Consider the following 18,853-nt stretch of genomic DNA (forward strand, 5'->3'; position numbering starts at 1 on the left):
CCTCTGCATCTCGGGCGCTGGAAGTGAAAAGGCCCGCCGCGAACGACGGGCCGGGACGGCGGATGACGGTGTCGCGCTCAAGCCGCGCCGGTCATCCGCCGATACCGATTAGTCCGCGCGGCGGACGTAGGTCTGTTCGTACACGTCGACAACGATGCGCGTGCCGCTGGCGATGTGCGGCGGCACCATCACGCGGACGCCATTGTCGAGGATGGCGGGCTTGTACGACGAGGAGGCGGTCTGCCCCTTCACCACCGCGTCGGCCTCGACGATGGTGGCTTCGATCTGGTCGGGAAGCTGGACCGAGATCGGCTTTTCCTCGTGCAGTTCCATCACGACGTCCATGCCGTCCTGAAGGAACGCGGCGGCGTCGCCCAGCAGGTCGCGCGGCAGCGTGATCTGCTCATAGCTTTCCTTGTCCATGAAGGTCAGGTCGTCACCCTCGGCGAACAGGAACTGGAAGTCCTTGGTGTCGAGGCGGACGCGCTCGACCGTCTCGGCGGAGCGGAAGCGGACGTTCGTCTTGCGGCCGTCGATGAGGTTCTTCATCTCGACCTGCATATACGCACCGCCCTTGCCGGGCTGGGTGTGCTGAATCTTCACGGCGCGCCAGATGCCGCCTTCATACTCGATGATGTTGCCGGGACGAATGTCCACGCCGCTGATCTTCATGGGTCTTCAACCTGCTGGAAAGAGCAAAGGATGCCGGGGCGTGGCGCCGCACGGCAGTCCGTGTGGCCTGCCTTAGCTCGAAGCGGTCTTTCCGGCAAGCAGCGGATAGGGATCGACCGGCTCGCCCTGCCACCAGCCGTCCCCGGCGCGCATCCAGCTGATCGCGAAATGGAGATGGGTGTTGCCCGCCCCGGCATTGCCGCTGTCGCCGACATAGCCGACCACCTGCCCCTGGCGGACCGGCGCGCCCTCCGCGACGCCCGGCGCATAGCCCTGGAGATGCGCGTAATAGAGGCTCCAGCGGCCGTCGCGCGAGCGGATATAGAGGGTATGTCCGCCGCGATCGCTGTCGAACAGCTTCTCGATCGTGCCGGCCAACGCCGCGACGACCGGGGTTCCGGCGGGGGCGATCAGGTCGATCCCCTCATGCTTGCGCTTGCCGCCTTCGCGCGGATCGCCCCAGTCATGATGCAGCGACCCCAGCGGATAATGCGCGATCGGCATGGCCAGCGCCGCCGAACTGCCCGCCACCGCCTGGCGGGCGGGGGCCGCGACCTCGGGCACCACCACCCGACCCGACCCGAAGGACAGCATCGACAGGAAGCCGCCGACCCCGATCACGATCAGCGCCAGCATCACCCAGCCGAAGCGCGATAATGGCCCCCTGCCCCCGCTCTGCTTCATGCCCCCTCCTTCGCATCCGGCCGCCCATCCCCAAGCAAACGCGAGGAGGGACGCTTGTTTCCGAAGCGCAACGGATGGGAGGGTCCTCGACCACCCTTCGCCCCCGCCAGAGGGTGGGGGCGAAGCGGCGATATTATTTCAGCACCTCGGCAAAGGCCTTCACCGCGGCGGCCTCGTCGCCGTTCCACACCGCGCCCGATACGGCGAGGAAATCGGCCCCCGCCCGGACCAGCGGCGCGGCATTGGCCGGGGTGATCCCGCCGATCGCGACGCAGGGCAGCTCGAACAGCGTCGACCACCAGGACAGGACGACCGGCTCGGCCTGGTGCTTGGTTTCCTTGGTCGTGGTCGGGTAGAAGGCGCCGAACGCGACATAATCCGCGCCCGCCTCGCCCGCTTCCATCGCCAGGTGGCGGCTGTCGTGACAGGTCACACCGATCTGCACCGTCGGGCCCAGCACGTCGCGCGCCTCGCGCGCATCGCCATCCTCCTGCCCCAGATGGACACCATCCGCGCCGAGCCGCTTGGCCAGGCTGATGCTGTCATTGACGATGAAGGCCACCTCGCGATCCGCGCAGATGCGCTGGAGCGGCTCGGCGAGCTTGGCGGCGGCGTGCTGGTCCATGTCCTTCACGCGGAACTGGAACGCCGCGACCGGCCCCGCGTCGAGCGCGCGCGCCAGACGGTCGGGGAACGCCCCGGCCACGTCGAGCGGCGAGATGAGGTAGAGCTGGCATGGCGGCCGCCGCATGTCGCGCACGAAGGCGCTGGCGAATTCGGGATCGAGCGGGCCGAGGGGATCGTCTTCAAGCGTCATGCCTGTCCCCCTAGCGCGTGACGCGGCGTCCGTCACCTGGGGGCGGCGCATGGCGGAATGGGCGTCCCGGTTCCCCAACCGGAACGCCCAAGCCTGCCAAGAACTTATTCCTCGTTCTTGTAGATCGCGACCAGCTTGTCGAGCATCGCCAGCGCCTCGTCGCGCGGACGCTGGAAGGTGTTGCGACCGATGATCGAGCCGTTGCCGCCGCCGTCGCGAATGTCGCGGGCATCCTGATAGACGGCGTCCGCCCCCTTGGCCGCGCCGCCCGAGAAGACGACGATGCGACGGCCCGCAAAGCTGGACTGGACGACGTGGCGCACCCGGTCGGCCTGGTGGGACCAGTCGGTGCCCTCATAGGCGGACTTGGCCTCGGCCTGTTCGATATGGTCGGTGGGCAGCTTCACCTTGATGATGTGCGCGCCGAGCTGCGCGGCCATATGTGCCGCATAGGCACCCACATCGAGCGCCAGTTCGCCGTCCTTGGTCAGCTTGCCGCCGCGCGGATAGCTCCAGATCACGGTGGCGAGCCCCGCCTCGCGCGCTTCGGCCGTCAGAATCGCGATCTGGTCCATCGCGTCGAAAATGCCGTCCGAGCCGGGATAGATGGTGAAGCCGATCGCCGCGCAGCCCAGCCGCACCGCGTCCTGCACGCTGCCCGTCACGGCTTGCGTGATCGAGGTGCCCCAGCTGTTCGAGCTGTTGATCTTCAGGATGGTCGGGATCTGGCCCGCGAACGTGTCCGCCCCGGCCTCCAGCATCCCCAGCGGCGCGGCATAGGCGGACAGCCCGGCATCGATCGCCAACTGGAAATGGTAATGCGGGTCATAGGCGGGCGGGTTGATCGCGAAGCTGCGCGCGGGCCCGTGTTCGAACCCCTGGTCGACCGGCAGGATGATGAGCTTGCCGGTGCCCCCCAGCCGCCCCTGCATCAGGATACGCGCCAGATTGGCCTTCACGGCCGCCGGCGTGGCTTCGTACTTGTCGAGAATGGCCTTCACGATCGGGGTCATCGATTCTCTCCGGATTGGGTTCGGGGAATAGGTCAGAGCATCAGCCAGCGGCGCAGCGCCTGGTCGACCTGCTCCATCCGGGTGGGCGAAGCATGGCCGAGCAGTTTGACGATATGATTGCGCGGGATGGACAGGATCTTGTCGACCTGCACCTCGCACTCGACGGTCAGGCCGGTATGTTCGCGCGGGGAAAAGGCGACGCGGAACAGCGCCTCGCCGCCGACGACCGAAGTCATCGGACAGACGGTGATCGTATTGTGCGTCTCGTTGTAAAGGTCGGACTGGACGACCAGGAAAGGGCGGTGATCGCCCCCCTCGCCCGTCGTCGCGAGCACGATGGCGGCGTGCGAGATCTTCACGCGTCCGCCTCCTGCGCCAGCGCGTTCCAGAAGGCGAAATCCTCCGGCGTGTCGCGCTTCGACGCGCGAGTCGACTGGCGACGGGCCTCGCGGCGATAGGCCTCGTCATGCAGGTCGACATAGCGCCGCACCGCCTCGCGCGCGATGTCGCTCTTGCTGCGGCCCTGCGTTCGCGCGACGGCCGCCAGCCGTTCTTCCAATTCGGTGTCGAGACGAACGCCGAGCATCGCCATTCCTTCGTTTAACACGTTCAACGTAGCAAGTCCGACAAGTCGGATCAAGCGCCCTTGACGGCATAAAGTGTGCGCGATCATTCTGATGCGGGGCAGATGGGGGGAGTCTCGGGATGAAATGGTTTCGCTTCGCAGGGGCTGCATTGCTGGCCGTGACACCCGTTGCGTCCCCGACCCTTGCCAAGTCCACGCCCGAGGTCGGCGACATGGCGCCCGATTTCGACCTGACGCTGATGGACGGCAGCCATGTCCGCCTGTCGGACCTGCGTGGGCAGGTGATCGTGCTGAACTTCTGGGCAACATGGTGCGGGCCGTGCCGGGCGGAACTGCCGCTGCTCGACCAATATTATCGCATCCAGGCACCGCATGGCCTGAAGGTCTTTGCGATCGCAACCGAGGATTCGCTGCCGCTCTACCGGCTGAAGCCGTTGTTCGCCGCGATGACGATGCCATCGGCGCGGCGGATCAAAGGGCCCTATGCCACGCTGGGCGCGGTGCCGACCAATTACATCATCGATCGCAGCGGGCGGGTTCGCTACGCCAAGGCCGCCGCGTTCGAACTGAGCGACCTCAACCAGTTGCTGGTGCCGCTTCTAAAGGAAACCCCGTCGCCAGCGGCGACGGGGTCGTAGCCCCTTAATCTTCCTCCCCTGCAAGGGAAGGGGGACCAGCGAAGCTGGTGGAGGGGTGTCCCCGCTCATCGGGAAAGTCCACCCTCGCCGATGGTGACACCCCTCCGTCAGGCCTTCGGCCTGCCACCTCCCCTCGCAGGGGAGGATTGCGGTTACGCGATCAGCGCGGCGACGCCCGGCAGGTCCTGGCCTTCCATCCATTCCAGGAACGCGCCGCCCGCGGTCGACACGAAGCTGAACTGCGTCCCCACGCCCGCCTGGTTCAGCGCGGCGACGGTATCGCCACCACCCGCGACCGAGACGAGGCTGCCATCCTGGGTCAGCGCCGCCGCCGTCTTGGCGAGTGCGACGGTCGCCATGTCGAAGGGCGGCGTCTCGAACGCACCGAGCGGGCCGTTCCAGACGAGCGTGCGGCAATTCTTGAGCACATCGCCCAGCGCCTCGACCGCGTTGGGGCCGAGGTCGAGGATCATCTCGTCGGCGGCGACCTCGTGCACGTTGACGGTACGCGTCGCGGGGTTCGGCTTGAACTCCTTGGCGACCACCACGTCATAGGGCAGGTGGACGGTGCAGCCCGCCTTGTCGGCGGCGTCGAGGATCTCCTCGGCGGTGCCGGTCAGGTCATGCTCGCACAGCGACTTGCCCACATCGACTCCGCGCGCGGCGAGGAAGGTGTTGGCCATGCCGCCACCGATGATGAGGTGGTCGACCTTGCCGACCAGATGCTTGAGCACGGCCAGCTTGGTCGAGACCTTGGCCCCACCGACCACCGCCGCGACCGGATGCTGCGGATTGCCCAGCGCCTTTTCCAGCGCGTCGAGTTCGGCCTCCATCGCGCGGCCCGCGAACGCCGGAAGCTGGCGCGCCAGCCCCTCGGTCGAGACGTGGGCGCGGTGCGCCGCCGAAAAGGCGTCGTTGACGTACAGGTCGCCCAGCTTGGCGATCTGCGCCGCCAATTCGGGGTCATTCTTCTCCTCGCCCGCGTGGAAGCGGGTGTTTTCCAGGATCGCGATATCGCCGGGGTTCAGCGTCGCGACCGCCGCCTCCGCCGCCTCGCCCGCGACATCGTCGATGAAGCGGACCGGACGGCCCAGCACGTCGCTATAGGGCTGGGTCAGCATCGCCAGCGAATAGTCGGGATTACGCTGCCCCTTGGGGCGGCCGAAATGGGCGAGGACCAGGACGATCGCACCCTTGTCGGCCAATTCGGTCACGGTCGCGATCGTCGCGCGCAGGCGCGTGTCGTCGGTCACGCGGCCATCGGCCATCGGCACGTTCAGATCCTCGCGGACCAGCACGCGCTTGCCCTGGACATCGCCCATATCGTCGAGCGTCTTGAAGGCCTTGGTCATGATTCCTCGATCCTGATGTTATCGCCGATGCGGATCGTGCCGCCCTCGATCACGCGGGTGCATACGCCACCGCGCCAGTCGGGCCTGAGGGCCGCCTGCAATCCGTCGGCGATCGCGTCCATGCGGTGGCACGGATCGCATTCCATGGTGATTTCCAGAAGGACGGGCCCGATACGCAGCCGGGTGCCCGGAATTTGGGGAAGGTCGAAATCCTCAACCAGCAGGTTCGCACGGCGCGCCTGCCAGGGGATGTCGCGGTCGATCTCGGCCAGTGCGGCGTCCCAGTCGGTCCGCTCGATCAGCGTCACCTGACGCCGTCCGCGCCCACCGGGCTTCACCCGGCCGCGACAATCGCCTTCGACGCCGCCCGCCAGGGTGATGATGGCGGTGTCGATCACCTCCATCGGACCCTTGGGTACGGCATGGCGGGCGATGCCGGCCAGATGCCCGGTCATCGCCCGCCCCGTCGTCATCAGAGGAACTTCGCCATCGCGGTCGCGGTGTCGACCATGCGGTTCGAGAAGCCCCATTCATTGTCGTACCACGACACGACGCGCACCAGCTTGCCGTCGATCACCGCCGTCTCCAGGCTGTCGACGGTCGAGGACTGCGGCGAGTGCATCAGGTCGATCGACACCAGCGGCTCGTCCGAGAAGACCAGCACGCCCTTCAGAGGACCGTCTTCCGACGCGGCCTTCAGGATCGCATTGACCTCTTCCTTCGTCGTGTCGCGCGCCGGGGTGAAGGTCAGGTCGACCAGGCTGACGTCGGGCACCGGCACGCGGATGGCCGAGCCGTCCAGCTTGCCCTTCAGTTCCGGCAGAACCTCGCCCACCGCGCGGGCAGCACCCGTGGTGGTCGGGATCATCGACATGGCGGCGGCGCGGGCGCGGCGCAGATCGGGGTGAATCTGGTCGAGGATCTTCTGATCGTTGGTATAGGCGTGGACCGTGGTCATCAGGCCGCGCTCGATTCCGATCGCGTCGTTCAGCACCTTGGCGACCGGCGCCAGGCAGTTGGTGGTGCACGAGGCGTTCGAGACGATGGTGTGGTCGGCGGTCAGCTTGTCATGGTTGACGCCGTACACGACGGTCAGGTCGACATTCTTGCCGGGGGCCGAGATCAGCACCTTCTTGGCGCCCGCCGCGATGTGCTTCTCGCACGACGCCTTGTCGGTGAAGAAGCCGGTGCACTCCAGGACCAGGTCGACGCCCAGTTCCTTGTGCGGCAGGTTCGCGGGGTCGCGCTCGGCGGTGACGCGGATGCGCTTGCCGTCGATCACGATGTCGTTGCCGTCGGCCGACACCTCACCCGGATAGCGGCCATGGACGCTGTCGCGGCTGAACAGCCAGGCGTTCGACTTGGCATCGGCCAGATCGTTGATCGCGACCAGTTCCAGCGCGTCGCCGCCCCGCTCGAGGATGGCGCGCGCGACCAGGCGGCCGATGCGGCCGAAGCCATTGATTGCAACCTTGACCGTCATGCCAGCAATCTCCTGTCTTTCACGTCGGGCCGATGGCTGGACGCCCGGCCCCGGGTTCGGTGGGGGATGTAGCGGCCCGTGCCGCCGAATTCCACCGTTCGCGCTCGCCTTTCGGGGCCGATCGGGCCGCTGTCAACCGCCCCTCGGCCCCGGACGATCCAATTCCGGGTTGCCGCATGGAGCCATCCTGCTAAGCCGCATTCATGCCCGAACCCATTGTCGACGATGTCCTCTCCTCCGTCGAGCGGATCGACCGCGCGATCGCCCGTATCGAACAGGCGATCCGCACCCGCGCGGCCAAGGAAGACGCGCTCGCCCGCCGTCATGCCGCGCTCAAGGCGCGCATGGCCGACGCGGTCACCGCGCTGGACGATGTGATCAGCCGGGGGAGCGCCGCCTGATGGCCGAGGTGACGATCCTGGTCGGCGACCGTCCGCACACCGTCTATTGCCAGGACGGCGGCGAGGCGCGCGTCCGGATGCTGGGCCAGATGCTCGACCAGCGCTGGTCGGCCGCGCTGCGCGCCTCGGGCGGACATAATGGTGAACGGGCGCTGCTCTTCGTCTCGCTGATGCTGGCCGACGCGCTGGAGGAGGCCGAGCGGCGCCCGCCCGCCGGAGCCGCGGTCAGCGAGGCCGCGCTCGCGCGGATCGCCGAGCGGCTGGAGGGGCTGGCCGATGCGCTGGACGAAGAAGGGCGATCCGGGAACGGCCGCCCTTGAGTAACGCGGAGTCCTCGCCTACATGGGTCGGCGGCGGGCTCTGCCCGGTACGAGCCACGATAATCCCTGAGGCTATTCTTCATCCAAGGGGGCTGTCCCTGCCCGGACCCTGGTCCGACGTACATGGTCCCCACCTGACGTATTGGGCGTCAGTGGATATTACGGCAAACGGCCATGGCGGTCCCGCCACCCGCTTTCTTCGGACATGATTGACAAACGCGCCCTGCGCGCCCGGATGCGCGGCGTCCGCGATGCGCGCGGCCCCGGCCTGCTGCCGGTGGCACGCCCCTTTCTCGACCGGCTGCTGCCCGGCCTGATCGTCGCGGCCTATCGCCCGCTGGGGTCGGAGGCCGATCCGGCCCTGTGGGTCGAGGCGGCGCTGCACGCGGGCGCAGCCATCGCGCTGCCCCATGTGGTGGACCGGGCGAGCCCGATCCGCTTCCTGCGGTGGTCGCAGGGGCAAAATCTGGCCATCGGCGCCTTCGGGCTTCACCAGCCCTCCCCCGACGCCCCAGAATGCGTGCCCGACATCATCCTGACGCCGCTGGTCGGCTTCGACCGGCGCGGCAATCGGCTGGGACAGGGTGCCGGGCATTATGACCGCGCCTTCGCGGCCCATCCCGACGCCTGGCGGGTCGGCATCGCCTGGAGCGTGCAGGAGGTCGAGGGACTGACGCCCGACAGCTGGGACGTGCCGCTCCACGCCATCGCCACCGAATCGGAATGGATCGTCCCATGACTCCCAGTTGGCGCAAACCCGCCGGAATGCTGCTGATCGTCGCGATCATCATCGTCTGGGCGATGCTGGTCGCCAGCCTGTCTGGCGTGGTCGGGGGGTGGCACTGGGTGTTGCAGCTGCTTTTCTATGTCGTCGCGGGGATCGTGTGGATCACGCCGATGAAGCCGCTGCTGCGCTGGATGGAGGGGGGACGGGGCTGAGGGGGCGCCAGGGAGCCAGCCCAGCCTACTGCACCTGCCACCGCATCCTCGCTCCCCCGACCCCGCTCGCTCGGGCTGAACGAAGGGGTGGGCGCAGGAGGCGGTTTTCCGGGAAGCCATCGGCCACGAAGACCAACGCCCGTTCACGCTGAGCGAAGTCGAAGCGCATGCCCTGCGCTCACAACCAAACCGGCAATTTCTGTGCTGAAAACAAAAGCGCCATCCCGAAGGATGGCGCGAGTGACGGGGCTCGAACCCGCGACCTCCGGCGTGACAGGCCGGCGCTCTAACCAACTGAGCTACACCCGCTTGAAAGCCATGGGATGCCAACCGAAATCGGCATCGGCCCCTAGAGGGGATTTCGATATTTTCAGCCATTCTCCGAGGAGAGTGGCGCGAGTGACGGGGCTCGAACCCGCGACCTCCGGCGTGACAGGCCGGCGCTCTAACCAACTGAGCTACACCCGCTGAAAGCGTCGAGGCGCGCCAACTAGGCGAGCGTTCCCGACCTGTCAACGCATCATTTCATTTTTCTTGCGGAACGTCCGCCGGGTCGCTGTCGCGGTCGAGATGGGTGAGCGTTCCATGCTCAAACAGGAAGCCCGCAATGTCGGGCTTGCCCGCCGCCTTGAGCACGGTCTGGAGGATGATGAGCAGCGGCACCGCCAGCAACGCGCCCAGCGTCCCCCACACCCATCCCCAGAAGCTGAGCGAGACGAGGATCAGGATCGGACTGATGGTCAGGCGGTGCCCGACGATCAGCGGGGTGATCAAATTCGCCTCCACCAGATGCATGCCGTACATGATGGCAGGGGGCGCCAGCGCGACCCAGATGTCGCTGAACGTCATCAGCCCGCCCACCGCCAGCAGCAGCGCGCCGATCACCGGTCCGAAATAGGGGATATAGTTGAGCAGCGCGACGATACCGCCCCACATCAACGGATAGGGCATGCCGAACAGCGACAGCGCCCCCGCCACCGCGCCGCCCAGCGCCAGGTTGATGATGGTGATGGTGCCCAGATAGGCCGACACGTCGTCGACCACGTCCTGGATCACCCGCGCGGTGGCCATCGCGCCGTCGAAGCTCGTGCGCCCGCGAATCGTCTCGCGCCGCATCCGGGTCCAGCCCGACAGGACGAAGAAGACGACGAGGACGCCGAAGAGAAACTGGACGATCAGCCCCGGCGCGGAGGTCGCCGCCAGTTCCAGGATCGAGCTGGGCGGCGAGACGGCCGCCGTCTGCGCCTGGCGGATCGGGGTCGCGGCGACCTGCCGCAGCGCCTTGTTCACATAGCGTTCGAGGCTGGAATAGAGATCGAGCAGCGGCGCCAGATTGTCCTGGATCCGCCCGATCCGGCTGGGCAGCAGGCGGAAGAAATCCGTCGCGGGCACCACGATCGCCGCCAGCGCGATATTGGCGACCACCAGGAACAGCAGGACGCACAGCAGCGCGGCGAGTGGCGACGGCACGCGACGCCGCTCCAGCCACTCCAGGATCGGCACCAGCGCGATCGCGATGACCAGCGCGGTGGTCAGCGGCAGGAAGAACTCCGCCCCTTCCTTCAGCGCGAACGGCAGCGCGAGGATGAAGCCCGCCCCCGCCGTCAGGGTCAGCCCGGCGAGCAGCCGGTCGCGGCGCATCGCGATCCGCACCGCATCGCGCTGCCCCATGCCGACCGGCACCCCCAGGATCGAATCACCGACCGGCCGACCCGTGCCGACCCCGTCATCTTGCGCGTCACTCATCCGGTCACGTTAGCGGCTTTCCCCAAGCTGAAAAGCCGCTAACCGCGCCGTTTCATGACGTTTGTGTCACGCGACGCGCGTGGGTCCGCGCGCTGCCGCCAACCGAGGGCGGCGGCGCCGTCACCAGGCGCGGGGAATCCCGCCCGTCCGCTCCGCGACCGCATTCTCGATCGACTGGAGCTGGGTGCGGTTCAACACACCCGCATCCATCAGGTGCCGCATCAATTCGTCGGTCAACGCGGCCAGGAAGTGCAGCTCGGCACGCTCCGAGGCGCCATCTTCGTTCAAGACTTCCATCGCCATCTCCCGATCTTCTCGTCGACGCGAACTGTGTAGCGGGCACCCCAAGGGCGCGATAGTATCTTTTGCCCGCCGCTCCATTGACGTTTACGTTAGCGGAATCCATCAAGGACGGATGGACCATGCCAAGCCCTCCACCCCCTCGCCCGAAGCGCTTGCCAGGGGGCTGGTCGCCCTGCTCGACGTCGAGGAGATCGACACCGATCTGTATCGCGGCGCCCGCCGACCGGGCGGCGAAGGCCGGGTCTTTGGCGGACAGGTGATCGCGCAGGCGCTCCAGGCCGCGCAACGCTCGACCGACGCCCCGCGCGCGGCGCATTCGCTCCACGCCTATTTCATGCGCGCAGGGGACGAACGCTATCCGATCATCTACCGGGTCGAGCGGGATTTCGAGGGGCGCAGCTTCGCGACGCGGCGCGTGATCGCGATGCAGAAGGGCAAGCCGATCCTCAACCTCGCCTGCTCGTTCCAGACGCCCGAGGACGGGCTGCACCATCAGGACGCGATGCCCGATGTTCCGATGCCGGACAGTCTGGCATCTGAGCGCGACCTCCTGGCCTCGCTGGGCGACCGGGTGCCCGCACCGATCCGCGCCTTTCTCAGCCGACCGCGCCCGATCGAGCTGCGCCCGGTCGATCCGCGCCAGTTGCTCCAGCCCGAACCGCGCGAGCCCACCCAGGCGATCTGGTTCCGGCTGGTGGCGCCGATCGGCGACGATCCGACGCTGCACCGCGCGGTGCTGGCCTATGCCAGCGACTTCGCGCTGCTCGGCACCTCGACGCTGCCGCACGGGGTGAACTGGCTGATCGACAATATGCAGACCGCCAGCCTGGACCACGCGCTGTGGCTGCACGAGCCGTTCCGCGCCGACCAGTGGCTGCTCTACACCACCGACAGTCCCTGGGCGGGCCATGCGCGCGGGTTCAACCGGGGGCGCATCTTCACCGCCGAGGGCCGCCTGGTCGCCAGCGTCGCGCAGGAGGGGCTGATCCGGCTGCGCGACTGAAGGCCCGCCGGACATACCCGATCTTTGGAAACGCCGCCGTCCCTGCCCCACCTGCCCCGCTAAACGGCAAGAAGGGCGATGACCGGCGACACTTTTTCTTCTAATCGGCCATTACACGACCCCGTTACACGACCATGAGGAACTCGACGCGATGACCGCGATGCCCGTCGGCGAAGGGCTGAATACCGAACGCTATCGCCAGAAGCGCGACGCCATCCTGGCGGCGGCGGCGCAGGCGATCAACGAACAGTCGGCCAAGGGCATGACCTTCGCCGATGTCGCGCGCCGGGTCGGGCTGAACACCACCAGCGTCACCTATTATTTCCGCCGCAAGGAGGAACTGGCCGCTGCCGCGTTCGAGAACACGCTCGAGCGGCTGCTGGAGATGCTGGCGACCGCCGCCGAGGAGCCGACGCCGCAGGCGCGGGTCGCGCGCTATGTCTCGATCAACATGGCCCGGCTGGCGCGGATCGAGCGGGGCGAGGAAACGCCCTTCGCCGTGCTGTCGGACCTGCGCGCGATGGAGGAGCCCATTCGCGGCCGGCTGATGGCCGGATGGCAGAAGGTCTTCCGCGCCACGCGCAGCCTGTGGGGCACGCCCGCCAGCCGCGCGCATACCGATCTGTACGGCGCGCGGGCGCATGTCCTGCTGGAAAACACCTTCTGGCTGCCCGTATGGCTGGGCCGGTACGAACCCGACCAGTATGACCGGGTCGAGGCGCGGCTGCTCGACGTGCTGACCCATGGCGTCGCGGCACGGGGATCGGCCTGGTGCCCCACCCTGCTCGACCTGGAACAGCACCGGGCCAGCGCGTCCGAGCCGGGGCGCGAGGCTTTCCTGCTGGCGGCGACGCGGCTCATCAACCAGCTCGGCTACCGCGGCGCCAGCGTGCAGCGGATCGCGTCCGAGCTGAACGTGACCAAGGGCAGCTTCTACCATCATCTCGACGCCAAGGATGATCTGGTCGCCGCCTGTTATCGCCGCAGCTTCGACACGATCACCGGCGCGCAGCAACTGGCCGATGCGGCGGGGGGCAGCCATTGGCACCGGCTGTCGAGCGCGATCGCCACGCTGCTCGACATCCAGTTCGCCGAGCGCGGGCCGCTGCTGCGCACCTCGGCGCTGTCCAGCCTGGCGGGGGACGAGCGCGCCGCGATGGTCGAACGGTCCAACCGGATCGCCCGCCGCTATGCGGGGACGATCATGGACGGGGTGGCCGAGGGCTCGATGCGCCCGGTCGATGCGCTGATCGCCGCACAGGCGTTGATGGCGCTCCAGAACGCGGCCTTCGACATGCGCAAATGGGCCAGCACCATGGAGCGGCCGCATGCGATCGCGCTCTATGCCTCGACCATCCTCTACGGCCTGTTCGACGACCGGCTGCTGGACTGACGCCCCGCCCTCTCCGCACATTTTGCGACAATATGCCGGGCGGCGCGACATGATCCGGCGACAGGACGGCGCGACAAGGGGGCATGACCGGAGGGAATGGCCCTTCCGTCCAGAAGGAATGCTCCCGCCATGCGAAAGACCCTGATCGGCCTTTCCTTCGCCGCGCTGCTCGGCAGCACCGCCGCCTATGCGCAGGACGACATGCCGCCTCCATCGCCCGGCGGCATGATGGGGGTGCGTCCCGACGCGAACGGCAATATCACCCGCGCCGCCGCCATCGCCGACGCCGACCGGCGCTTCGCCGACATGGATGCCGATCATGACGGCACCGTCACGCCCGAGGAAATGCAGGCCTATCACGCCCGGCGTCGCGCCGAATGGCAGCAGCGCCGCCCCGAAGGGCCCCGCCCCCATGGTGAGCGCCCCGAGGGCGAGCGTCCCGGCCGGCCCGCACCGCGACCGATCACCGCCGATGCGTTCCGGGCGCGCGCGCTCGCCATGTTCGACCGGCTGGACACCAATCACGACGGCAGGATCGACGCGACGGAACGCGCCGCCGCGCCCCGTTTCGGCGGCCGCCGCTTCGGCCATGACCGTCCGGGCGACCTGCCCCCTCCCCCTCAGCCTGCGCCGCAGGACCACTGAGCCGTCAGGCGGGGCGACCGATTCTCCCAACGGTCGCCCCGCTTGCGAGCCGCGCCCGCCATGCTAGACCCAGAGATCATGTCCGATACGCCGCATTTGCTGCTCGTCGACGACGAGCGTTCGATCCGCGAGCCGCTGGCCGTTTATCTGACCAAACAGGGTTTCCGCGTGACCCAGGCGGGCGATGCCGCCTCGGCCCGGACGCGACTGGCCGCCTATGCGATCGACCTCGTCATCCTCGACATCATGATGCCCGGCGAGGACGGCCTGTCGCTGTGCCGCCATATCGCCGCGACCAGCGAGGTGCCGGTCATCCTGCTGACCGCGCGCGCCGAGGAAACCGACCGCATCGTCGGGCTGGAAATGGGCGCGGACGATTATGTCGTGAAGCCCTTCTCCCCGCGCGAACTGGCGACGCGCGCCAAGGTCGTGCTGCGCCGGACCCAGTCCGGGGGGGCGCGGCTGCATGCGCCCGACAGCGGCTCCTATGCCTTTGCGGGCTGGGTGCTGAAATCGGGCGAGCGGTCGCTGGTCGATCGCGAGGGCGTGTCGGTGATGCTGTCGACCGGCGAATACAACCTCCTCCTCGCGCTGGTCAGCCGCCCGCGCCAGGTGCTGACCCGCGACCAGCTGCTCGACCTGACGCAAGGGCGCGAGGCCGCCGCCTTCGACCGCGCGATCGACAACCAGGTCAGCCGCCTGCGCCGCAAGATCGAGACCGATCCCAAATCCCCCGAGATCATCAAGACGGTCTGGGGCGGCGGCTATACGCTGGCCGCCGAAGTCACCCGCCTGTGACCGCCCGCCGATGACCGTCCGGCTCTGGCCACGTCGGCTGGCGGGGCAGATGGCGCTGCTGCTCGCCATCGCGCTGTTCGTGGCGCAGGCGATCAGCTTCACGCTGCTGCTGCGCGAGCGGCGCAGCCTCCAGCTCGAACAGACCTCCGGTCCCGCCATCGCGCGCCTGAACGACGCCATCGAGCGCGCCGCCAACGGCAAGCCGCTTCCCCCCGATCGCGGGCGGGTGCGGGCCTCGGCGAACAATCCGATCCGCCCCGACCTGCCGCGCGTAAAGGAGGTCGAGGCGCTGATCCGCGACGGGCTCGCCGAAACCGGCCATCCCGTCGTCCGGGTGGTGACCGGCGTGCGCCCCTTCAACCCGGAGGATTTCGACTGGCCCCGCCGCCGCGGCGACCGCCGGCGCATCCCCGCCGAGGAATTGCTGATCGCGGTCGAGCGCAAGGGCGGCGGCTGGCTGGTCACGCGATCCTTCTGGCCGCATGACGGCCTGTTCCTGGTCTGGCGGCTGATCGCGCAGACGCTGATCCTCTACGGCGTCATCCTGCTGCCCGTGCTGTGGATCGGGCGTCGCATCTCGCGCCCCTTGCGCGACCTGACCCGCGCCGCAGAGGGCTTCGATCCGCGCGAGAAGGGCGAGCCCATGCCCGAACAGGGCCCGCTGGACGTGTCGGCGCTGATCGCCGCGTTCAACGCCCTTCGCCTGCGGATCGGCGCGATGCTGGAGGAGAAGGACCGGATGCTCGGCGCGATCGGCCACGACCTGCGCACCCCGCTGGCCGCGCTGCGCGTGCGGATCGAGTCGGTCGAGGACGAACAGGACCGGCTGCGCATGGCCGATACCATCGCCGAGATGAACAAGACGCTGGAGGACATCCTCTCGCTCGCGCGCGTCGGGCGGCCCAGCGAGGCGGAAACCGATGTCGACCTGAACGCGCTGGTCGATGCGGTGGTCGCCGATTTCCATGACCTGGGGCAGGATGTCAGCTTCGAGGAGCGCGGGCGGCTTCGGTTGAAGCTGCGGCCCTCGCTGATGCGGCGCGCGGTGCGCAACCTGATCGAGAATGCGGTCAAATATGGCCTTTGCGCCGATGTCCGCATCGACGCGCTGCCCGACCGGATCGCGATCATCGTCGCCGATCGCGGCCCCGGCATCGCCGTCGACCAGCTGGAGACGGTGTTCGACCCCTTCATCCGGCTGGAGCATTCGCGCAATCGCGACACCGGCGGGATCGGGCTGGGGCTGGCGCTGGCGCGGTCGATCGTGCGCGAGGCGGGGGGCGATATCCGCCTGGCCAACCGGCCCGAAGGCGGGCTGGCGGCGACGATCACCCTGCCCCGCTGATCAGGCGTCGCGCGCTACACGCAGCATTGCCGCCGCCGCCAGCGCCATGACCCCCGCCGCGATCGCCATCGCCCAGACCAGGTTGCCGGGAAAGAAATGCCCGACCACAGCGCCCATCACCGACGATACGATAAGCTGTGGCAGCACGATAAAGATGTTGAACAACCCCATGTAGATACCCAGTTTTTCGGCCGGAAGCGCAGCCGATAGGATCGCATAGGGCATGGTCAGGATCGACGCCCAGGCGATCCCCACCAGCACCATCGCGCCGAGCAGCCACCAGGGATCGCGGATCACCAGGAACGACGCGAACCCCGCCGCACCGCACAGCAACCCCAGGACATGCGTGTTGCGCCGCCCGATCGCCCGCGCCAGCCGGGGCAGGACAAAGGCCCAGAGCGTCGCCACCCCGCTATAGACCGCGAAGAGCACCCCGACCCAGTTCGCGCCCTCATTGAACGCCGCGCTGCTCGGGTCGCTGGTATGGAACACCCGATCGGCGACGATCGGGGTGGTATAGATCCACATGATGAACAGCGCCGACCAGGTGAAGAACTGGACCAGCGCCAGCCGCTTCATCGTCGCGGGCATCGCGGCGAGATCGGCGAGGATCTGGCTGAGCGCATTGCCGCCGCGCCCGCTGCGCACCAGCGCGGCGCTGACGATCTTCGCCAGGCCGAAGGCGACCAGCCCACCGCCCAGCAGATAGACCGGCTTGTCGAGCCCCAGCCAGCCGACGCCTGCGACGATCGCCAACCCGGCCGCGATCCAGAGCGGCGCCGCCCCCATGGCGGGCGACGGCGGGGCATCGCCATGGCTGGCCTGTTGCGCATCGCCATCGGCAAAGGCGGCGATTTGTTCGGGCGAATATTCGCGCGTGGTCAGGACCGTCCACATCACCGCGACGAACAGCGCCGCCGCGCCGATATAAAAGCCATAGCGCACCGAGGGGGGCAGCTCGCCCGGTCCGGCGATATTGGCGACATGGAAGACATCGGTCAGCACCATCGGCGCCAGCGATCCCAGCACCGCGCCCGCGCCGATGAACCCGGTCTGGAAGGCATAGCCCGCCGTGCGCTGCCGACCGGGCAGCATGTCGCCGACAAAGGCGCGGAACGGCTCCATCGAGACGTTGAGCGACGCGTCGAGCAGCCATAGCAGCATCGCCGCCGCGACCAGCCCACCGGCATTGGGCATGCCCACCAGCGCCAGCGTCGCCAGCACCGCCCCCGCCAGGAAATAGGGCCGCCGCCGCCCGAAACGCCCCCAGGTCCGATCGCTATAATGGCCGATCACCGGTTGGACGAGCAGCCCGGTCAGCGGGGCCGCGATCCACAGAAACGCCAAATCCTTCTCGGCGGTGCCCAGCGACTGGAAGATGCGGCTGACATTGGCATTTTGCAGGGCAAAGCCGATCTGGATGCCGAAAAAGCCGAACGAGGTGTTCCACAAGCCCCAAAAGCCCTGACGCGGCTTCTCCATATCCTGTCCCAATCATCTGTTTTGTTTGTTTTTATGGCCGGATGCTCGATCCGCGTACGACCAGCGTCGCGGGCAGCAGCGCGGTGACACGCGGCTTGCCCGCAATCTCCGCCAGCAGCGCGCGGACCAGCAATCGCCCGGCGGCGGAGGCGTCCTGCAACACGGTGGTCAGCGGCGGGTGGGCGAAGCTGGCGGCGGGAATATCGTCGAAGCCGACCACCGACACATCGGCGGGCACCCGCATCCCCGCCTCCGCCAGCACGCGCATCGCGGCGAGCGCGATCAGGTCGCTGGCCGCCATGATCCCGTCAAACGCCCGCCCCCGCGCCAGCAGCGCCCGCGCCGCGCGCTCGCCCTCCTCCTCGCTGGAGATCGCGCCGACCTGAAGCGCGGGGTCGCAAGGCAGGTCCGCCTCGGCCAGCGCGTCGCGATAGCCGCGATAGCGGTCGTGGAATTCGGGATAATGGTCGGTCGCGTCGCCGAGAAAGGCGATACGCCGTCGGCCTTGGGCGATCAGATGCCGGGTCGCGGCCAGCGCGCCCGCATGATTGTCGCATCCGATGGTCAGCCCCGGCTGGTCCGGCGTCACCGATCCCCAGCGCACGAAATGGGTGCCGCGTGCCACCAGCTGGTCCAGCTGCTCGCGATAATCGGCATAGTCGCCATAACCCAGCAGGATCAGCCCATCGGCGCGGTGGCTGTCCTCATAATCGGCCTGCCAGTTGTTCTCGACATTCTGGAACGAGACCAGCAGGTCGTAACCGACCTCGGCACAGCTCTCCATGATCGAGCCCAACATGCCGAGAAAAAAGGGATTGATCAGCGTACGGCCCGGCGAAGGATCGCGGAACAGCAACAGCGCCAGCGTCCGCGTCTGCCCGCTGCGCAAATTGGAGGCGGCCCGGTCGACGGTATAGTTCAGCGTCTTGGCGATCGCCTCGATCCGGGCGCGCGTGGCCGCGCTCACCGAAGGACTGCCGCGCAGGGCCCGGCTGACGGTCGGCTGCGACACCCCCGCCAGCTGCGCGATGTCAAACGATGTGGGCTTTCTCTGGCCGACCAAGACGCGCGGTTCCTCCTCTCCCTGCTGCATACCGGCATTGCGCACATCGGTTAAGCAGCAACCCTGTCGTAATAATGCAACAGGCCGATCTGGCCGCATTGAATACGTATGCGGCTTTGTTGGCATTTTGCGCCATCGATTTCATGGAAGCTGTAACAACCATACCCGTT

The 18,853-nt window shown here is 67.9% G+C and carries 23 protein-coding genes and 2 tRNA genes; 10 read left to right on the forward strand and 15 right to left on the reverse strand.

What is annotated here, in order from left to right; translation table 11 throughout:
• Positions 1 to 108: 108 nt before the first annotated feature.
• The 6 genes from efp to QE363_RS14520 all read right to left on the reverse strand — a co-directional run bounded on the left by efp (position 109) and on the right by QE363_RS14520 (position 3,772).
• A complete protein-coding gene (gene efp, locus QE363_RS14495) occupies positions 109 to 672 on the reverse strand; it encodes an elongation factor P (RefSeq protein WP_007403968.1) in 564 nt (187 codons plus the stop codon).
• A gap of 72 nt (positions 673 to 744) precedes the next feature.
• Complete coding sequence (locus QE363_RS14500) at positions 745 to 1,356, reverse strand: M23 family metallopeptidase (RefSeq protein WP_309696353.1); 612 nt, start codon at positions 1,354 to 1,356, stop codon at positions 745 to 747.
• A gap of 133 nt (positions 1,357 to 1,489) precedes the next feature.
• The gene (gene thiE / locus QE363_RS14505) at positions 1,490 to 2,173 is read right to left on the reverse strand and encodes a thiamine phosphate synthase (RefSeq protein ID WP_309696354.1); all 684 of its coding nucleotides are present in this window, start codon (positions 2,171 to 2,173) and stop codon (positions 1,490 to 1,492) included.
• Positions 2,174 to 2,277: 104 nt separating this feature from the next.
• Positions 2,278 to 3,186, reverse strand: a complete 909-nt coding sequence (locus QE363_RS14510) for a class I fructose-bisphosphate aldolase (protein ID WP_309696357.1) — start codon at positions 3,184 to 3,186, stop codon at positions 2,278 to 2,280.
• A 32-nt stretch (positions 3,187 to 3,218) separates the two neighbouring features.
• The gene (locus QE363_RS14515; protein WP_261268150.1) at positions 3,219 to 3,545 is read right to left on the reverse strand and encodes a type II toxin-antitoxin system PemK/MazF family toxin; all 327 of its coding nucleotides are present in this window, start codon (positions 3,543 to 3,545) and stop codon (positions 3,219 to 3,221) included.
• Complete coding sequence (locus QE363_RS14520) at positions 3,542 to 3,772, reverse strand: ribbon-helix-helix protein, CopG family (protein ID WP_309696361.1); 231 nt, start codon at positions 3,770 to 3,772, stop codon at positions 3,542 to 3,544. Before QE363_RS14520 ends, QE363_RS14515 begins: the two co-directional genes overlap by 4 nt.
• A gap of 119 nt (positions 3,773 to 3,891) precedes the next feature.
• Here QE363_RS14520 and QE363_RS14525 point away from each other — a divergent pair, with 119 nt between their 5' ends.
• The gene (locus QE363_RS14525) at positions 3,892 to 4,410 is read left to right on the forward strand and encodes a TlpA disulfide reductase family protein (protein ID WP_309696363.1); all 519 of its coding nucleotides are present in this window, start codon (positions 3,892 to 3,894) and stop codon (positions 4,408 to 4,410) included.
• A gap of 152 nt (positions 4,411 to 4,562) precedes the next feature.
• Here QE363_RS14525 and QE363_RS14530 read toward each other — a convergent pair whose 3' ends face one another.
• Genes QE363_RS14530 through gap form a run of 3 tightly spaced genes read right to left on the reverse strand, consistent with a single transcriptional unit; the run spans position 4,563 to position 7,245 of the window.
• Positions 4,563 to 5,762, reverse strand: coding sequence for a phosphoglycerate kinase (locus QE363_RS14530; protein ID WP_309696365.1), 1,200 nt, complete (start codon positions 5,760 to 5,762; stop codon positions 4,563 to 4,565).
• The gene (locus tag QE363_RS14535) at positions 5,759 to 6,235 is read right to left on the reverse strand and encodes an MOSC domain-containing protein (protein WP_309696369.1); all 477 of its coding nucleotides are present in this window, start codon (positions 6,233 to 6,235) and stop codon (positions 5,759 to 5,761) included. Before QE363_RS14535 ends, QE363_RS14530 begins: the two co-directional genes overlap by 4 nt.
• Positions 6,235 to 7,245, reverse strand: a complete 1,011-nt coding sequence (gene gap / locus QE363_RS14540; protein ID WP_309696371.1) for a type I glyceraldehyde-3-phosphate dehydrogenase — start codon at positions 7,243 to 7,245, stop codon at positions 6,235 to 6,237. Before gap ends, QE363_RS14535 begins: the two co-directional genes overlap by 1 nt.
• A gap of 203 nt (positions 7,246 to 7,448) precedes the next feature.
• On the opposite strand from gap, the gene QE363_RS14545 reads away from it, so the two are divergent.
• The 4 genes from QE363_RS14545 (at position 7,449) to QE363_RS14560 (ending at position 8,905) form a co-directional block, all read left to right on the forward strand.
• Positions 7,449 to 7,646, forward strand: coding sequence for a hypothetical protein (locus tag QE363_RS14545; protein WP_307099739.1), 198 nt, complete (start codon positions 7,449 to 7,451; stop codon positions 7,644 to 7,646).
• Positions 7,646 to 7,966, forward strand: coding sequence for a cell division protein ZapA (locus QE363_RS14550; protein WP_307099741.1), 321 nt, complete (start codon positions 7,646 to 7,648; stop codon positions 7,964 to 7,966). The genes QE363_RS14545 and QE363_RS14550 overlap by 1 nt, the downstream gene beginning before the upstream one ends.
• A gap of 205 nt (positions 7,967 to 8,171) precedes the next feature.
• A complete protein-coding gene (locus QE363_RS14555; protein WP_309696374.1) occupies positions 8,172 to 8,705 on the forward strand; it encodes a 5-formyltetrahydrofolate cyclo-ligase in 534 nt (177 codons plus the stop codon).
• Complete coding sequence (locus QE363_RS14560) at positions 8,702 to 8,905, forward strand: DUF2842 domain-containing protein (protein ID WP_307099744.1); 204 nt, start codon at positions 8,702 to 8,704, stop codon at positions 8,903 to 8,905. Before QE363_RS14555 ends, QE363_RS14560 begins: the two co-directional genes overlap by 4 nt.
• A gap of 232 nt (positions 8,906 to 9,137) precedes the next feature.
• Here the strand turns inward: QE363_RS14560 and QE363_RS14565 are convergent.
• The 4 genes from QE363_RS14565 to QE363_RS14580 all read right to left on the reverse strand — a co-directional run bounded on the left by QE363_RS14565 (position 9,138) and on the right by QE363_RS14580 (position 10,948).
• Positions 9,138 to 9,214, reverse strand: a tRNA-Asp gene (locus QE363_RS14565).
• Positions 9,215 to 9,296: 82 nt separating this feature from the next.
• A tRNA-Asp gene (locus tag QE363_RS14570) sits at positions 9,297 to 9,373 on the reverse strand.
• A gap of 57 nt (positions 9,374 to 9,430) precedes the next feature.
• Positions 9,431 to 10,576: an AI-2E family transporter gene (locus tag QE363_RS14575; protein WP_309698211.1), complete on the reverse strand. Its 1,146-nt coding sequence runs from the start codon at positions 10,574 to 10,576 to the stop codon at positions 9,431 to 9,433.
• A gap of 195 nt (positions 10,577 to 10,771) precedes the next feature.
• Positions 10,772 to 10,948: a hypothetical protein gene (locus QE363_RS14580; protein ID WP_307099746.1), complete on the reverse strand. Its 177-nt coding sequence runs from the start codon at positions 10,946 to 10,948 to the stop codon at positions 10,772 to 10,774.
• A 118-nt stretch (positions 10,949 to 11,066) separates the two neighbouring features.
• Between QE363_RS14580 and QE363_RS14585 the strand changes: the two genes are divergently transcribed.
• From QE363_RS14585 to QE363_RS14605, 5 genes are all read left to right on the forward strand, one after another.
• Entirely contained in the window at positions 11,067 to 11,957 is an 891-nt protein-coding gene (locus tag QE363_RS14585; protein ID WP_309696378.1) for an acyl-CoA thioesterase II, read from the forward strand.
• A 151-nt stretch (positions 11,958 to 12,108) separates the two neighbouring features.
• On the forward strand, positions 12,109 to 13,350 hold the full coding sequence (locus QE363_RS14590; RefSeq protein WP_309696380.1) for a TetR/AcrR family transcriptional regulator: 1,242 nt from the start codon (positions 12,109 to 12,111) through the stop codon (positions 13,348 to 13,350).
• Between the two features lie 129 nt (positions 13,351 to 13,479).
• Positions 13,480 to 13,995: a ca2+ sensor protein gene (locus QE363_RS14595; protein ID WP_309696383.1), complete on the forward strand. Its 516-nt coding sequence runs from the start codon at positions 13,480 to 13,482 to the stop codon at positions 13,993 to 13,995.
• A gap of 78 nt (positions 13,996 to 14,073) precedes the next feature.
• Positions 14,074 to 14,793 (forward strand): response regulator, encoded by a 720-nt coding sequence (locus tag QE363_RS14600; RefSeq protein ID WP_307099751.1) that lies wholly within the window; start codon positions 14,074 to 14,076, stop codon positions 14,791 to 14,793.
• Between the two features lie 10 nt (positions 14,794 to 14,803).
• A complete protein-coding gene (locus QE363_RS14605; RefSeq protein WP_309696386.1) occupies positions 14,804 to 16,138 on the forward strand; it encodes an ATP-binding protein in 1,335 nt (444 codons plus the stop codon).
• Here QE363_RS14605 and QE363_RS14610 read toward each other — a convergent pair whose 3' ends face one another.
• Both QE363_RS14610 and QE363_RS14615 read right to left on the reverse strand, forming a co-directional pair.
• On the reverse strand, positions 16,139 to 17,620 hold the full coding sequence (locus QE363_RS14610; protein ID WP_309696387.1) for an MFS transporter: 1,482 nt from the start codon (positions 17,618 to 17,620) through the stop codon (positions 16,139 to 16,141).
• 31 nt (positions 17,621 to 17,651) lie between these two features.
• Positions 17,652 to 18,683 (reverse strand): LacI family DNA-binding transcriptional regulator, encoded by a 1,032-nt coding sequence (locus QE363_RS14615; RefSeq protein WP_307099756.1) that lies wholly within the window; start codon positions 18,681 to 18,683, stop codon positions 17,652 to 17,654.
• Positions 18,684 to 18,853: the final 170 nt, after the last annotated feature.

It is taken from the genome of Sphingomonas sp. SORGH_AS_0870 (assembly GCF_031453175.1).
Taxonomy (GTDB): Bacteria; Pseudomonadota; Alphaproteobacteria; order Sphingomonadales; family Sphingomonadaceae; genus Sphingomonas.

Coding starts and splice junctions, on each gene's coding strand:
- QE363_RS14530 (WP_309696365.1), bottom strand. CDS start 5,762: ATGACCAAGGCCTTCAAGACGCTCGACGATATGGGCGATGTCCAGGGC.
- QE363_RS14580 (WP_307099746.1), bottom strand. CDS start 10,948: ATGGAAGTCTTGAACGAAGATGGCGCCTCGGAGCGTGCCGAGCTGCAC.
- QE363_RS14560 (WP_307099744.1), top strand. CDS start 8,702: ATGACTCCCAGTTGGCGCAAACCCGCCGGAATGCTGCTGATCGTCGCG.
- gap (WP_309696371.1), bottom strand. CDS start 7,245: ATGACGGTCAAGGTTGCAATCAATGGCTTCGGCCGCATCGGCCGCCTG.
- QE363_RS14500 (WP_309696353.1), bottom strand. CDS start 1,356: ATGAAGCAGAGCGGGGGCAGGGGGCCATTATCGCGCTTCGGCTGGGTG.
- QE363_RS14575 (WP_309698211.1), bottom strand. CDS start 10,576: ATGGGGCAGCGCGATGCGGTGCGGATCGCGATGCGCCGCGACCGGCTG.
- QE363_RS14535 (WP_309696369.1), bottom strand. CDS start 6,235: ATGACGACGGGGCGGGCGATGACCGGGCATCTGGCCGGCATCGCCCGC.
- QE363_RS14520 (WP_309696361.1), bottom strand. CDS start 3,772: ATGCTCGGCGTTCGTCTCGACACCGAATTGGAAGAACGGCTGGCGGCC.
- QE363_RS14605 (WP_309696386.1), top strand. CDS start 14,804: ATGACCGTCCGGCTCTGGCCACGTCGGCTGGCGGGGCAGATGGCGCTG.
- efp (WP_007403968.1), bottom strand. CDS start 672: ATGAAGATCAGCGGCGTGGACATTCGTCCCGGCAACATCATCGAGTAT.
- QE363_RS14595 (WP_309696383.1), top strand. CDS start 13,480: ATGCGAAAGACCCTGATCGGCCTTTCCTTCGCCGCGCTGCTCGGCAGC.
- QE363_RS14590 (WP_309696380.1), top strand. CDS start 12,109: ATGACCGCGATGCCCGTCGGCGAAGGGCTGAATACCGAACGCTATCGC.
- QE363_RS14610 (WP_309696387.1), bottom strand. CDS start 17,620: ATGGAGAAGCCGCGTCAGGGCTTTTGGGGCTTGTGGAACACCTCGTTC.
- QE363_RS14555 (WP_309696374.1), top strand. CDS start 8,172: ATGATTGACAAACGCGCCCTGCGCGCCCGGATGCGCGGCGTCCGCGAT.
- QE363_RS14545 (WP_307099739.1), top strand. CDS start 7,449: ATGCCCGAACCCATTGTCGACGATGTCCTCTCCTCCGTCGAGCGGATC.
- QE363_RS14600 (WP_307099751.1), top strand. CDS start 14,074: ATGTCCGATACGCCGCATTTGCTGCTCGTCGACGACGAGCGTTCGATC.
- QE363_RS14510 (WP_309696357.1), bottom strand. CDS start 3,186: ATGACCCCGATCGTGAAGGCCATTCTCGACAAGTACGAAGCCACGCCG.
- QE363_RS14525 (WP_309696363.1), top strand. CDS start 3,892: ATGAAATGGTTTCGCTTCGCAGGGGCTGCATTGCTGGCCGTGACACCC.
- QE363_RS14550 (WP_307099741.1), top strand. CDS start 7,646: ATGGCCGAGGTGACGATCCTGGTCGGCGACCGTCCGCACACCGTCTAT.
- QE363_RS14585 (WP_309696378.1), top strand. CDS start 11,067: ATGGACCATGCCAAGCCCTCCACCCCCTCGCCCGAAGCGCTTGCCAGG.
- thiE (WP_309696354.1), bottom strand. CDS start 2,173: ATGACGCTTGAAGACGATCCCCTCGGCCCGCTCGATCCCGAATTCGCC.